Source organism: Viridibacillus sp. FSL R5-0888, assembly GCF_038009105.1.
GTDB lineage: Bacteria > Bacillota > Bacilli > Bacillales_A > Planococcaceae > Viridibacillus > Viridibacillus arenosi.
In genome coordinates this window covers 1,444,712-1,459,490 of sequence record NZ_JBBPAU010000001.1, presented here as the reverse complement: position 1 = coordinate 1,459,490, position 14,779 = coordinate 1,444,712, and the positions used below count along the sequence as shown (strand labels likewise).

General features: G+C 37.5%; 15 protein-coding genes. 2 read left to right on the top strand and 13 right to left on the bottom strand.

The annotated features are described in order from the left end of the window. Positions 1 to 3: 3 nt before the first annotated feature. On the bottom strand, positions 4 to 414 hold the full coding sequence (gene mce / locus MKY02_RS07210) for a methylmalonyl-CoA epimerase (protein ID WP_038184839.1): 411 nt from the start codon (positions 412 to 414) through the stop codon (positions 4 to 6). 124 nt (positions 415 to 538) lie between these two features. Here mce and prli42 point away from each other — a divergent pair, with 124 nt between their 5' ends. Then, positions 539 to 631 carry a stressosome-associated protein Prli42 gene (gene prli42, locus MKY02_RS07205; protein ID WP_168170728.1) on the top strand — a complete coding sequence of 31 codons (93 nt, stop codon included), beginning with the start codon at positions 539 to 541 and terminating at the stop codon, positions 629 to 631. Positions 632 to 1,002: 371 nt separating this feature from the next. On the opposite strand, the gene MKY02_RS07200 is transcribed toward prli42, so the two are convergent. Both MKY02_RS07200 and MKY02_RS07195 read right to left on the bottom strand, forming a co-directional pair. After that, positions 1,003 to 1,542 (bottom strand): GNAT family N-acetyltransferase, encoded by a 540-nt coding sequence (locus tag MKY02_RS07200; protein WP_340710867.1) that lies wholly within the window; start codon positions 1,540 to 1,542, stop codon positions 1,003 to 1,005. Between the two features lie 239 nt (positions 1,543 to 1,781). Beyond that, a complete protein-coding gene (locus tag MKY02_RS07195) occupies positions 1,782 to 2,021 on the bottom strand; it encodes a hypothetical protein (protein WP_143691312.1) in 240 nt (79 codons plus the stop codon). Between the two features lie 330 nt (positions 2,022 to 2,351). Here MKY02_RS07195 and MKY02_RS07190 point away from each other — a divergent pair, with 330 nt between their 5' ends. After that, on the top strand, positions 2,352 to 2,588 hold the full coding sequence (locus MKY02_RS07190; protein ID WP_038184853.1) for a hypothetical protein: 237 nt from the start codon (positions 2,352 to 2,354) through the stop codon (positions 2,586 to 2,588). A 47-nt stretch (positions 2,589 to 2,635) separates the two neighbouring features. Here the strand turns inward: MKY02_RS07190 and MKY02_RS07185 are convergent, their stop codons facing one another. From MKY02_RS07185 to lpdA, 10 genes are all read right to left on the bottom strand, one after another. After that, on the bottom strand, positions 2,636 to 3,634 hold the full coding sequence (locus tag MKY02_RS07185; protein ID WP_038184856.1) for an aromatic acid exporter family protein: 999 nt from the start codon (positions 3,632 to 3,634) through the stop codon (positions 2,636 to 2,638). 78 nt (positions 3,635 to 3,712) lie between these two features. Next, positions 3,713 to 4,153 (bottom strand): BrxA/BrxB family bacilliredoxin, encoded by a 441-nt coding sequence (locus tag MKY02_RS07180; protein ID WP_038184858.1) that lies wholly within the window; start codon positions 4,151 to 4,153, stop codon positions 3,713 to 3,715. 94 nt (positions 4,154 to 4,247) lie between these two features. Continuing rightward, positions 4,248 to 4,655 (bottom strand): hypothetical protein, encoded by a 408-nt coding sequence (locus MKY02_RS07175; protein WP_038184861.1) that lies wholly within the window; start codon positions 4,653 to 4,655, stop codon positions 4,248 to 4,250. 149 nt (positions 4,656 to 4,804) lie between these two features. After that, entirely contained in the window at positions 4,805 to 5,890 is a 1,086-nt protein-coding gene (meaB, locus tag MKY02_RS07170; RefSeq protein ID WP_038184863.1) for a methylmalonyl Co-A mutase-associated GTPase MeaB, read from the bottom strand. Continuing rightward, positions 5,890 to 8,043, bottom strand: a complete 2,154-nt coding sequence (gene scpA, locus MKY02_RS07165; RefSeq protein ID WP_038184866.1) for a methylmalonyl-CoA mutase — start codon at positions 8,041 to 8,043, stop codon at positions 5,890 to 5,892. Before scpA ends, meaB begins: the two co-directional genes overlap by 1 nt. Further along, entirely contained in the window at positions 8,040 to 9,731 is a 1,692-nt protein-coding gene (locus MKY02_RS07160; protein ID WP_235175730.1) for a methylmalonyl-CoA mutase family protein, read from the bottom strand. The genes scpA and MKY02_RS07160 overlap by 4 nt, the downstream gene beginning before the upstream one ends. 130 nt (positions 9,732 to 9,861) lie before the next feature. Then, positions 9,862 to 11,169: a dihydrolipoamide acetyltransferase family protein gene (locus MKY02_RS07155; RefSeq protein WP_076065763.1), complete on the bottom strand. Its 1,308-nt coding sequence runs from the start codon at positions 11,167 to 11,169 to the stop codon at positions 9,862 to 9,864. A 19-nt stretch (positions 11,170 to 11,188) separates the two neighbouring features. Next, positions 11,189 to 12,172, bottom strand: coding sequence for an alpha-ketoacid dehydrogenase subunit beta (locus MKY02_RS07150; protein ID WP_038184875.1), 984 nt, complete (start codon positions 12,170 to 12,172; stop codon positions 11,189 to 11,191). Then, a complete protein-coding gene (locus tag MKY02_RS07145; RefSeq protein WP_038184878.1) occupies positions 12,172 to 13,188 on the bottom strand; it encodes a thiamine pyrophosphate-dependent dehydrogenase E1 component subunit alpha in 1,017 nt (338 codons plus the stop codon). Before MKY02_RS07145 ends, MKY02_RS07150 begins: the two co-directional genes overlap by 1 nt. Before the next feature lie 16 nt (positions 13,189 to 13,204). Continuing rightward, on the bottom strand, positions 13,205 to 14,632 hold the full coding sequence (gene lpdA / locus MKY02_RS07140) for a dihydrolipoyl dehydrogenase (protein WP_038184889.1): 1,428 nt from the start codon (positions 14,630 to 14,632) through the stop codon (positions 13,205 to 13,207). Positions 14,633 to 14,779 lie beyond the last annotated feature (147 nt).

Below are 14,779 nucleotides of genomic sequence, written 5' to 3'. Positions count from 1 at the left end.
TGATTACTCCCCCGACTCACTTTTATCGTATAACTCGTAAAGCACTCCATTAGATGACTTTGGATGAATAAAGGCCATTTTTGAGCCACCAGCGCCTGGACGTGGTTCATCTGATAGTAGGCGAACACCTTGTTCGCGAAGGTCTGCCATCTTCCCTTCAATACCCTTTACCCCTAGAGCAACGTGATGAATACCTTCTCCTCTTTTTTCAATAAACTTAAAGATAGCGCTTTCTTCACTCATCGGTTCAAGCAATTCAATATGTGTATTCCCCGCATCTATAAATGCTACACGAACTTGCTCAGTCACTACTTCTTCTATTTTTAACAAAGGTAAGCCCAACACATCTGTGTAATATGTAATTTGTTCATCAAGATTACGTACTGCAATACCGATGTGGTCAACGTTCTCCACTTCTCCCCAACTCCTTCTTTGTTGTATAACACAATTGTACATAATTTATAATAAAAACTCTAGCACTTGTGTAATTTTTCAAATTTGATAGAATATTTGTAGGAAAAGAAGGAGCGAACGAGAAATGAGTAATAAGAAATTTCAAAAAATTGTTGTTTATGCAATGATTACTATTATGGTTATTTCTACATTAGCTTTCGGCTTAGCAATGTTATAATCTACTTTGCGCGTCTGAAATTTACTATTGTAATCTACAACCATACAAACTAAAAAAACAGCGTTATACCAGGTTAAACCGGTGTACGCTGTTTTTTTATATACAAACCTTAAAAATCTAACTTTCATATCTTTACTATTATATCAATATTACATTCGAGAGATGTGGGGCACTCATCACTTTTTAGGGGACTACTAAATATACAGAGACTTATCTCTATTATAATTTTAGTAATCGCATGCCCATGCCGTACCTAGCCATACGCACTTCGGCCAAAAAATAAAGTTGTTTCCAAGTTGTTTAAATTTCAGAGAAAGAATATTTTAAAATTAAGATCACTTTCACAAAGACACACAACTTCTAAAAAAAGATTATTTTAATGGCAAATTTTCATAATCTTTTCTGAGTATAGCCATGATAACTGCATCCGAGTAAGTCCCGTTATAATATAAAGATTCACGTAAAACACCCTCTTTTACAAATCCAACTTTTTCATATACTCTTATTCCTCGCAGATTATGACTGAATACCTCTAGTTGCAAACGATTCAATTTCAATTCTTCAAAAACAAAGCGCAATACAATTATTATAGCTTCAGTCCCATATCCTTTTCCAGTTAATTCAATAGAACTCATTGATATTCTAAAACCTGCTTTATTATTTTCTTCATCAATTTCAAAGATAGATAATTCGCCGATCATTTGGTCATTATTTTTTAAACAGATGGCAAAATCATAACGTGATGAATCATTATTTACATTATTTATATGAGCTTTAATCTGATTTAACGTAAAGTTAGGTTTTGTACCTGTCATATAACGTATTTCTTCATCTGTTGTATTTTCTAGCATTATTGGTGCGTCTGATACCTGAAGATTTCTTAAATAAATTCTTTCATTTTCTAAATACATCTTACCTTCCTCCTAATAACTGCCCTTTTCTTAACTATACAAATATTCATATATCATTTTGTATATTATACTTAATAATAGAAAAAGATGGTATAAAGTTATATTCAAACCATTTTTTAAACAACTTTTTTATTTTACTCACTGACAAACGAACGTCATCCTTTAAGGGGTTTTGGTCGCCTAGGCATTCGTTTGTGTTAGAGAAAAAAAGCCACACCGGTTAGATGTGACTTTGTTAATTAAAATATCTCTTTTTCAATCTCTGTAATTTCTTGTTGTAGTTTAATCTTTACTTCTCTTACCTTTTCTAATTCAATTAATTGTTTATTATCGATTAACTCTAATTCTGCCTTAGCTAGGTCTATTAATTCGCGAGACTTCTTAGTATGCTCATCTAATAATTCTTTGTTTATATTTTTCCCCATAAAAACCAAACTTTTTTCGATTATTATAGCACGAATGGGAATATCTATAGTCATTACATATAGCTTATTTTTAGACTGGTTTATTAATAGTAATCTGATTAGCAGTATTACTAATCTATCAACTTCCACTCATTCAAACGAACTATATCGATAACCCTAAACAACCGTATTTGGTCCGAATCATTCGCTTGCCTCAACGTAATTTAAAAATATATAGAGTCCATAGTGAATTTTCTAACCTGTGATATATTTCTAATTTCCGAAGTAAAAGTCTAGGAATGGTAGGCGTGGTTTAAAGATGCACCTCTTGCTCTCTTCATGTATATCTCATCTTTATATAAATAAAAAGGAGCACCAATTATACGCAGTTAATGCGTAAATTCAGTGCTCCGAGTTGTTCTCGTAAGAGGTTACTCATTTATATTTATTTTAACACACTTAAATTTCATTGTTTTTGGATTCATCGCAACGCTTAGATGGAATTGGTGTGGAACTGATGTAGTGACTGTTGCAAATCAACTAGGTGAATCATCCGAAATGGTCTTAAAAGTATATACTCATGCTTCTGATGAAAACAAAAATGTATCACTTGAAGTATTCAAAGATGCACTTCAAATTTGATACATTTTCATTTTTCGTTAAAAATGGGGTACTTTTTGAGGGACTAGTCAGTTTTCAGCATTTGATTTCTTTTTAAAATGCTTACGTGACGGGCTTAGTCCTTTAAAATCTCGCTTTTTAGCAAGGTAGAGATCCATTTCCTCGATGAATTGATATAAGGACGCCATCGCAACGAAAGCTTCATGAGTTGTTGGTAATGGTAATTTTGCAAACTCTGCTTTCACTACCCCCAACTTTTCCCTATATTTATTAGCTGTATTTCCTGAATTAATATTTTGTGACATATCCGCTAGAAAATCCGCTACAAGTTCAGCTTGATCTACAATGACCGGAAGATCTGTGATTTTAGGTAACACACGTTCAATTATTTCTAATTGTTGTTCACGGATATCAAAATACATATAGTATAAATTTTCTCGTCTAGTTAAGTGATTTTCAACATCCTGAAAGGCTAAAGATTTTGCTCGGTTTAACACTTCAACAGCTTCTACTAGTTCTTTACCATCCCAACTGGTGTCACCATTGCGTAAATACTTCTCTATCTCAACAAATATTGCAGTATAAAGCTCTTCAATTCGTATGCGATATTTCTCTAGTCTGTGTTTTATATCTGGCATATAAATATTCAATGCTAAACCTGTTCCGAATCCAATTAACATTAATGATAATTCATTCATTAAAAGTCCAGTTGTAAAATTCCCTGTATGAAAAATGTGTAAAATTATAACGACACTGGAGACAAAAGCGGGGGTTATCTTCAACATTACTAAAACCGGCAAGAATACCAGTATCATACAGCCTAGTACAATCGGATGATATGCGACACCTTCAAAAAATAGAAATGCCATCATCATGCCAATAATGCTCGCTAAAACACGTGTATAAACTTCATGGAGTGACTTTCTTTTCGTAGTTTGAATACTTAAAATCGTTAAAATGCCTGCAGAGGTAAAAAAATCTAAGCCGAAGTATTCTGCTAATCCAATTGAAATCGCTGCACCTATTGCCGTTTTCAGCGTACGATAGCCTATTGAAAATCCCTTCACTGAATAACCTCCTTGTCATTTTAAGCGATAAAAAGGCCATCTCTAGTCAAATATGACATTAGAGACAGCCTATTTCTATTATACTTCTTCGCAGTATTCTTCAAATAGTGCTTGAATACTAGTAATAACTGACATTGGATCATGTCCTTCAATTTCGTGACGTCCAATTTCAGCTACAGCTTGGCCATCTTTTAGTAAAACAAATGATGGAGATGATGGTAAATGATCTTCTCCGAAGTGCATACGTGCTTGAGCAGTTGCTTCTTTATCTTGTCCAGCGAAAACGGTTACCAAATGTGTAGGTCGTTTATCATAATGTACAGCATGCGCTGCTGCTGGGCGTGCGATACCACCTGCACAACCGCACACAGAGTTTACCATTACTAGAGTTGTACCAGGGCGTTTAATTGCCTCATCTACTGCCTCAGGTGTAGTTAATTCTTCATAGCCACTAGAGACCATTTCTCCACGCGCTTGGCGTAGCATATCTGTCATAAACAAATCATAATCCATATTCATGTTGTAACGCTCCTTTCAAATTCTCTTTAACTATAACAGGTGAATACATGCATTACAAAGCACTTGTTCAAAAACAAAGCGATTTCCGATACTATCACAAGTTTTGATAGTATTCCGGGTCTCCGCACAAATTATTCGTTGGCCAAATAAGAGTGCCTTCCTTCATATCTTCTTTATAGATATATATTTCGCTAATACTTGCCCAATCCCCTTTATCTTCAACAATTTCAAATCTAGGATTGTTATTCATACCAATTTTGCCTTCAACTTGTATATACAATTTATTATCAATAATTGTCATATGCTTACCTTCGTATGTATAAAAAGAATTCTTTACAGACCCATCAATATTCAACTGTGAATCATCAATTGAACGAAAAATACTTGCCTGATGAATTTCAATAGCAGATGCAGATAATGGTTTTGTTTGCAATGCTAAATAACATCCTACAAAACAAACACTAAATGCTACTAAGGCACCCCACATCAATTTTCTTTTCATGAATGTACCTACTTTCTAAAAAAATGATATTTTTATGATAAATCAATTTAAGTCATAAGTACAGTATTGAAATGTTCCACCAGTTAGAAATCAAAAAGGACCATCGATTAACAAAGATGGCCCTTTCCTTTTTATACAAATGTTAATATTTATTCTTTATTAAATAATTGATCGACGCCTTGAGTGACAGTTAATCGGCCTAGTAGAATCTGCTCTTCTAAGCTTTTTACTTGTTGCTTGCGTTCTGGCACTCCGTAAAAAGAATCGATTAAATGATCCGTAATCATTGAGCGGAACCATTCAGTTGTTTGTTCATTTCGCCTATTGTACCAATAATTCGATTCCTCACCAATCTCTTTAAACTGTAAAATCGTATCCCAAACTTTATCTAAGCCTTTATTTTCATACGATGAAACAGCCATAGATTGTGTCGTCCAGCCTGGTGTCGCTTGTTGTAGGAAGTGTATAAATTGTTTATATTCAGCAACTGTTTTTTTAGCAGAACGGACATTGTCACCATCAGCTTTATGAACAACAATTGTGTCAGCAAGTTCCATAATGCCTTTCTTCATGCCTTGTAGTTCATCTCCAGCCCCTGTTAAAACGAGTAAAAGGAAGAAGTCTACCATGCCACGGACGATCGTTTCACTTTGTCCAACACCAACTGTTTCAATCAAAATAATATCATAACCTGCTGCCTCACATAACAGCATTGTTTCTCGTGATTTTTTATGCACTCCACCGAGAGTTCCTGCAGATGGAGAAGGCCTGATAAAAGCACGTGGATTTCGCGTTAGCTCTTCCATTCTTGTTTTATCTCCGAGAATGCTCCCACCAGTCAGGCTAGAACTCGGATCGATGGCAAGTACAGCCACTCGATGTCCCATATCACATAATTTGCCACCAAATGCTTCGATAAATGTACTTTTACCAGCACCAGGGACACCTGTAATACCAACACGTATACTATTCCCAGTATGAGGCAATAGTTCTTGTAATAATTCTTGGCCCTTCTCTTTATGGTACTTATTCGTACTTTCTAAAAGAGTAATGGCTTTTGATAAATGGAGTCTAGAACCAGCCAGAACTTGCTTCGCGAGCTCTGAGATATTAATATCGTCATTATTCTTTTTACGGAATTTTTTTCGACCTGAGGGCGCCATTCCATCATGAGATGCGGCGATACCATCCATTACAAATAATGCACCATCGTCCATCCCTTTGTTGTGGTCCATTACTCTACCACTTCCTCGTAACCTAATTTTCTATAGATTTCTTCAATTACTTTTTGTGCACTAACAGGGATTACTGTACCTGGTCCGAAAATAGCACAAGCGCCATTATCGTATAAGAATTGATAGTCTTGTGCTGGGATGACCCCGCCAACAACAATTAAAATGTCTTCGCGCCCAATTTTCTTTAACTCTTCTCGCAGTTCAGGCACTAGAGTTCTATGACCAGCTGCAAGTGAACTTACACCAACAACATGAACATCATTTTCTACAGCCATTGCTGCAGTTTCAGCTGGTGTTTGGAATAATGGACTGATATCAACATCAAAACCAAGGTCTGCAAATGCTGTTGCAATTACTTTTGCTCCACGGTCATGACCATCTTGTCCCATTTTCGCAATTAGGATACGTGGACGACGGCCTTCGTTTTCTAAGAAGCCTTCAGCCATATCTTGTACTTCTCGAATCTCTTCTTCATTTGAGAAGTTTGCACTATAAACGCCACTAATTGAGCGAATAATTGCCTTATGACGACCCGAAACAACCTCAATCGCATCCGAAATTTCACCTAGCGTTGCGCGAGCACGTGCTGCATCTACTGCACAAGCTAATAAATTTTCACCGCCTGTTTCAGTTGCATTTGTAATACGTGCAAGTAAGCGTTGTACTTCTTTATCATCACGTTTGTCACGCATCGCCTTAATACGGTCAATTTGTTTTTGACGCACGATTGTGTTATCAATATTCAAAATGTCGATTGGTTCTTCCTCTGTTAGACGGAATTTGTTAACACCGACAATTGTTTCAGCTTTAGAGTCAATTTTCGCTTGTCGTTTTGCAGCCGCTTCTTCAATTTTCATTTTCGGAAGGCCTGTTTCAATCGCTTTCGCCATGCCACCTAGTTCTTCGATTTCTTCGATATGTTCCCATGCTTTTTTCATCAGTTCATCTGTTAATTTTTCAACGTAGAATGAACCGCCCCATGGATCGATTACTTTCGTCATTAACGTTTCTTCTTGTAAGAATAGTTGCGTATTACGTGCAATACGAGCTGAGAAATCCGTTGGTAGTGCGATAGCTTCATCTAGCGCATTTGTGTGCAATGATTGTGTATGCCCCATTGAAGATGCATTTGCCTCGATCAAAGTTCGAGTTACGTTATTAAAAGGATCCTGCTCTGTTAAAGACCATCCAGAAGTTTGTGAGTGTGTACGTAATGCTAATGTTTTTGGGTTCTTGGGATTGAATGTGCTCATCATTTGAGCCCAAATACGACGTCCAGCACGCATTTTAGCCACTTCCATATAGTAATTCATACCGATTGCCCAAAAGAACGACAGGCGCGGTGCAAATGAATCGATATCGATTCCTGCTTTTAAACCAGTACGTACATATTCAAGACCATCTACTAAAGTGTAGCCAAGCTCAATATCTGCTGTTGCACCTGCTTCTTGTAAGTGGTAACCAGAAATAGAAATTGAATTAAATTTAGGCATGAAGTTTGAAGTATATTCGAAAATATCGGCAATAATTTTCATAGAAACAGCTGGTGGGTAAATATATGTATTACGCACCATGTACTCTTTCAAAATATCATTTTGTATTGTCCCAGCAAGTTTTTCAGGTGTTACACCTTGTTCTTCGGCCGCTACAATATAAAAAGCTAAAATTGGTAATACTGCACCATTCATTGTCATTGATACTGACATTTGATCTAGTGGAATACCATCAAATAAGATTTTCATATCTTCAATAGAGTCAATGGCAACACCTGCTTTACCTACATCCCCTGTTACACGAGGGTGATCTGAGTCATAACCACGGTGAGTGGCTAAGTCAAATGCTACTGACAGACCTTTTTGTCCCATCGCTAAGTTACGGCGGTAAAAAGCATTACTTTCTTCAGCAGTAGAAAAACCTGCATATTGGCGAACTGTCCATGGACGACCTACATACATCGTTGGATATGGTCCGCGTGTATTTGGTGCAATACCTGGCCAGTCTTTTAAGTGTTTTAAGTTATCTAAATCTTGCTCAGTATAAGTAGATTTGATCTCTATGCCTTCATTAGTCATGAAATTTTTGTCTTCTTTTACTGCTTGATTAGCTGTTAATATGGCATCGATATCTATCTCTTTGAAATTTGGCTTACTCATAGTTGGACCCCCTTCACATCTGCTGTTAAGCTCGTCAATTTTTCGATGATATTTTGACCTGCGAAGATGAAACCATTTAAGCCTGCTTCAATCCACTCATTTTGCTCTTCTTTGAACTTACCTGCTACATCTAGTGAGATATGTGCTGGCTTAACTTCTAATAGTGCTGGAATATATTCTTTCATCGCTTCATCTTGCCCACAAACTACGACAAATTTCGCATCTGTTGTAGATAACCAATCCTTCGCTCCATCCACCGATTGAATTTCAGGGCTTTTCTCTGGGACAATACCAGCTGTTGCAAAGAAGCCAGAGACGAAATCTGCACGTGGTTTGAATTGTTTTAATTGACCTATTGTTAGTAGTGCAACTTTAGGTTGGTTTTTAGCATAGTTTAAGCAAAGCTCTTCAAATGGTTTTGCTAGGCGATTGTAATCTGCGAATAACGGATTATTGCGCTCATCAATTTCATCTGCTGGGTTTGCGTATATATTCGTACCGATTAGCGATTTTTTACGTGTTTCTACTTCTTTCATACGCTGATCCATTGTTTCTTTTAATAAAGCATCTAATTGTCCATTTGATTTTACAGCATTGTATCCGCCTGCTTCTTGTAATTCATTAAATAATGCCCATGCTTCTTTAACTAATTCGGCAGTTAAAGTCTCGATGAAATATGAACCACCAGATGGATCAATGATATGTTCTACATGTGTTTCTTCTTTAACAACTAATTGTACGTTTCGTGCAATACGGATAGATTTGTCATCTGGAGCAGATAAAACATCATGTGGATGTACTGTACAAACGTCAGCGCCACCAAGAATGGCTGAAAACGCTTCATTACCTGCACGTAAAAGGTTCACGTACACATCTAATTTAGAGAAGCTACGTAAAGATGTTTCAGTAACAATTGCTACTGGTACGTCTTTATTAGTACCATAAGCTGATGTAAACGCTTTCCAAAGTACTCTGAAAGCACGGAGTTTAGCAATTTCAACGAAGAACTGAGTATCTACTGCAAAGGTAACAAAGAATTTCTCAGCAAATGATTCGATATCTTCTTCTGTTTCCATGTACCCGGCAGCTTGTAGTAATGCGATAGCCAATTCTTGTACTGCATGCGCACCATCATAGTGAGCTTCTAGTACATTAGCGTTGCGTGTACGTACGTTATGGAACCCGTCTAAATTGATAGTATCTGTACTAGATATGAATCCTTTAACAGCTTCTTTTTGGTCTTCGTTGATATAGTTAAATACTTGTAATAAAGCATCTTGATTGTTTTGTATATTCAGTTTGAATGAATTTTCAGTAATAAGTACTGACAATTCTTTCAAAGTTTGTTCATCCCATGCAAAATTCACACGACTATCAATATTAATAATATCGTTTCCTTTTGCCAAGGATTCTTTAACCCCTTGAAGTAAAGCTTCAGGTGAATCTGCAAATGTTTGTTGTGCTGCTAAGCATTCTTCCCCTGTTTTTAGTGAACGAATAGTCGAAACTTGTTCTGCTAATTTTCCATCTAATTTCTCAACTAGTTGGTCTTGTGTATAAATTGGCTCAAATGAAATACCCTCGATTGTTTTTGTAATTAAAGATTCGAACGGTTTACCTTTTAAAGCCTTAACAGCAGATTCTTGCCATTGATCGTAATTAGCTTGTGAGAATTCAATTTCTTTCATATTGTTCTTCATGTGGACGCTAACTAGCTTCCCCCCTTCGGTAATTCTATTCCTATTTTACACAAGTATATCGAATCGCAAAAGTATAAAAAAATCTGAAAATCGCAATATTGCGATTTTCAGATTACTGTCAATAAATAGAAGTGTTGTCTTTCGATGTATTTTCGAGAATTTCTTTAACTCTAGCAAGAAATTTCCCGCAAATCAATCCGTCTAAAACTCTATGATCTAAAGATAAACATAAATTTACTATATCTCTTGCAGCAAACATTCCACCATTCATAATTACTGGACGTTTAACAATTGACTCGACTTGAATAATCGCTGCTTGTGGGTAATTAATAATTCCCATAGACTGCACCGAGCCAAATGATCCCGTATTATTTACAGTAAATGTTCCACCTTGCATATCTTCAGATTTCAATTTACCAGCACGAACTTTTCCTGCAAGATCATTAATCTCTCTAGCAATGCCTTTTATTGACTTTTCATCGGCGTGTTTGATCACCGGAACAAAAAGTGCATCTTCAGTTGCGACTGCAATAGAGATATGAATATCTTTTTTCTGAATAATTTTATCGCCTGCCCACATTGAATTCATCATCGGGAATTCCTTTAGAGCTTGCGCAATAGCTTTCACGAAAAAGGCAAAGTACGTAATGTTGTAACCTTCAGATTGTTTGAATTCAGTTTTAATGGAGTCACGGTAATTAACCAAGTTCGTAACGTCTGCTTCAACCATCATCCAAGCATGTGGTGCTTCATGTTTACTACGTAACATATTATTTGCGATTGCTTTTCGAATATTAGTTACAGGGATTTCAATATCACCTGGAGCTGTTTGTACTGCTGGAACAGGTTGTGACTTTTGTGGTTCAGGAGCCTGCGTTACTTGTTCAACAATTGCCTCCTGTGGTTGTTGCACTGCTGGACTACTTGTAGGAATGTTTCCACTATCCACAAGTTTTTGAATGTCTTTTCGTGTTATTCGCCCTTCAGCACCTGTACCTTCTACTAATTGAAGATCTATATTATGTTCTTGCGCAAGCTTTAATACAGCTGGTGAATAGCGAGCCTTACCCGCACCACGATTCACTACTGGCACATTTATAGTTTGTTGAGGAGCTGGAGCTGGTACTGATGCTGGCTGTGAGATTTGCTCTGCCCGTTGTGAAGTAGGTTGTTGCTCTATTACCTCTTCTGTTTCAATTGTGCAGACGCTTTCACCAACAGCTAGTGTATTGCCTTCGCCAACGATTAATTCCTTAATGACACCTGAGAAAGATGACGGCAAATCTGCTGTGACTTTATCCGTATTCACTTCCGCCAAAGAATCGTATTTCTGCACTGTATCACCAGGTTTTACTAACCACTTCTCAATTGTACCTTCCGTAACACTTTCCCCAAGTTGAGGCATCTTAATTGTTTGAATTGCCATGAATATCTCCCCCTTTACATCAGAACGCCGCTAATTCGCGCATTGCCTTTTCAACTTTTTCTGGATTAATCATGAAATATTTTTCCATCGTCGGTGCATATGGCATTGCCGGTATGTCTGGTCCAGCAAGTCTTTTTATTGGTGCATCTAAATCGAATAAGCAGTTTTCTGCAATGATTGCTGCCACTTCGCCAATAATACTACCTTCTTTGTTGTCTTCGGTAACAAGTAGCACTTTTCCTGTTTTAGATGCCGCTTCAATAATTGCCTCTTTATCTAATGGATAGATCGTGCGCAAATCTAGAATGTGAGCAGAAATACCGTCTTGCGCCAAACGTTCAGCTGCTTGTAATGCGAAGTGTACTGCAAGACCGTAAGTAATTACAGTAATATCTTCCCCTTCACGTTTTACATCCGCCTTACCTATTTCGATCGTATAATCCTCTTCAGGAACCATACCTTTAATAAGGCGATACGCTCGTTTATGTTCAAAAAATAACACAGGATCCTCATCACGAATAGCTGCTTTTAACAAACCTTTCGCATCGTAGGGAGTAGATGGAATAACAATTTTCAAACCAGGCTGATTCGCAAATACAGCCTCTACTGATTGTGAATGATAAAGAGCACCGTGAATTCCGCCTCCGAATGGTGCGCGAATTACTATCGGACAAGTCCAATCATTGTTTGAACGGTAACGAATACGTGATGCTTCTGAAATAATTTGATTGACTGCTGGCATAATAAAATCCGCAAATTGCATTTCAGCAATAGGTCTTAAACCGTACATTGCAGCACCGATTCCGACACCCGCAATCGCAGATTCTGCAAGCGGTGTATCTAACACTCGGTCTTCGCCAAACTGATCGTATAATCCTTGAGTTGCTTTAAAAACGCCACCTTTTCGGCCAACGTCTTCACCTAATATAAAAACACGCTCATCGCGTTCCATTTCTTCTTTCATCGCAAGAGTAATTGCATCAATATAGGATAAAACTGCCATTAGATACTCCCTCCATCTTCAGCATAGACGAATTTTAGCGCATCTTCTGGAGCAGCATATGGAGCTTGCTCTGCATAATCCGTCGCTTCGTTTACTTCTGTCATAATGCGTTCATTGATCTCTATTTCGAGAGCATCTGTTAAAATCCCTTGCTCATGCAAGTATTTTGCAAATGTAATGATTGGATCTGTAGCACGGCCTTCTGCTAAGTCTTCTGCCGTACGATATTGACGATCATCATCATCAGAAGAGTGAGCAGTTAAGCGATAAGTTACCGTTTCAATTAAGCTAGGTCCTTCCCCATTACGAGCACGGTCAGCTGCTTCTTTAACCACCTTATATACTTCAATTGGATCTTTACCATCTACAGTAACACCTGGCATCCCGTATCCAACTGCACGATCTGAAACATTTTTACACGCTAATTGTTTTTCAACGGGTACTGAAATCGCATATTTATTGTTTTCAACCATAATAATTACTGGTAATTTGTGTACTCCTGCAAAGTTTGCTCCTTCATGAAAATCTCCTTGGTTAGAAGAACCTTCTCCGAGAGTAACAAATGTGATGAAATCTTTCTTTTGCATTTTACCCGCAAGTGCAACCCCAACAGCATGAGGGACTTGTGTCGTAACAGGTGATGATCCTGTTAAAATGCGATTTTTCTTTTGACCGAAGTGCCCCGGCATTTGACGTCCACCTGAGTTTGGATCTTCCGCCTTAGCAAAGGCAGATAGCATTAACTCTTTTGTTGTCATACCAAAGTGAAGAACAACTCCCATATCACGATAATATGGAGCAATATAATCTTTTTTGTTATCAAGTGCATAGGCCGCACCTACTTGCGCTGCTTCTTGCCCTTGACAAGAAATCACAAACGGAATTTTTCCAGCACGGTTTAATAGCCACATACGTTCATCGATTCTACGTGCAAGTAACATTGTTTCGTACATTTTCAGTACATCTTCGTTTGTTAAACCGATTGCTTCATGACGATTTTCAACCTTTTTAACCATTTATCCCAGCTCCTTCTTACATATGAATTGCATTACCATCAACTGCTAATGCTGCTTCTCCAAGTACCTCACTTAAGGTCGGATGTGGATGTACACTATGCGCAATTTCCCAAGGAGTTGCATCTAACACCATTGCAAGGCCCGCTTCAGCAATCATATCTGTTACATGTGGCCCAATCATGTGCACTCCCACAAGATCGTTAGTCTCACTATTCGCTATCATCTTCACAAAGCCTTCTGATTCACCGTAAACAAGCGCTTTGCCAATTGCTTTAAAAGGAAACTTACCAACTTTAATAGGAATTCCCTCTTTCTTCGCCTGTTCTTCAGTTAAACCAACACTTGCTGCCTCAGGACTTGAGTAAATACAACGAGAAATCCATTTGTCATCTACTTTTTCAGTTGTGATTCCTGCAATATGCTCTATAGCATGCATACCTTCATGGGAAGCAACATGAGCAAGCTGCAAACCACCAATGACATCCCCAATGGCATATATATGTGATTCCTTTGTTTGAAAGTGATTATTTGTTTGGATAAAGCCATTTTCTACAACAATCTCTGTGTTCTCTAGTCCTATACCTTCTACATTTGCCTGTCTGCCAACCGAAACAAGTATTTTGTCTGCATTATAATTTTGATTTTCGCCCAATACTTCTGCTTCTATTGATACTTTATTATTTGCAATTGACAGCGTATCTGCTAATACTTTTGCAGAAGTTACAAATTTAATCCCTTTATTCTCTAATAACTTTTTCATTTCTTTTGAAATATCTTGATCTTCAGTTGGTAGTATACGATCTGCATATTCAATAACAGTTACTTTAACACCAAAATCGTTTAACATTGATGCCCATTCAATCCCGATGACACCACCACCAACAATTATAATGGATGCTGGAAGCTCTTTTAACGCAAGCGCTTCATCAGAAGTAATGACGAATTCACCGTCAATTGTTAACCCTGGTAACGTACGTGGTCTAGAACCTGTAGCCACAATAACATTTTGAGGAATAAGCATTTCATTTTCCTCACCGCTTACCAGTTCAACCGAAATTGTTCCTGGCATGGGCGAGAAGATAGAAGGTCCAAGAATTCGACCAGTTCCTTCATAAACGTCGATCTTGCCTTTCTTCATCAATGCTTGCACACCTTGATGTAATTGTGCCACTATGGAATCTTTTCTTTCCTGCACTCTACTAAAATCAAGCGTTACTTCTCCTGTATTCACTCCAAATGAAGAAGCATGATTCTTGGTTGTCGCAAAGACTTCCGCACTTCTAAGTAATGCTTTACTTGGAATACAACCTTTATGTAAACATGTACCCCCTAGCTTCCCTTTTTCAACAACGGCTGTTTTTAATCCAAGTTTTGCTGCTCGAATTGCTGCTACGTAGCCACCTGTACCGCCACCTAAAATAACCACATCATAGTCCTTAGCCATTTGAACACTTCCTTTCATCCACCATGTAAAACTAGCTCTATTATAATATAACATTTCGTAGTTGACATTCCCCAATGCCAGCCTATTAAACTCACAAACTTATTTGCAGTTCGTAAACTCTTCTCCCATTATAAATCCGTTCAGAAA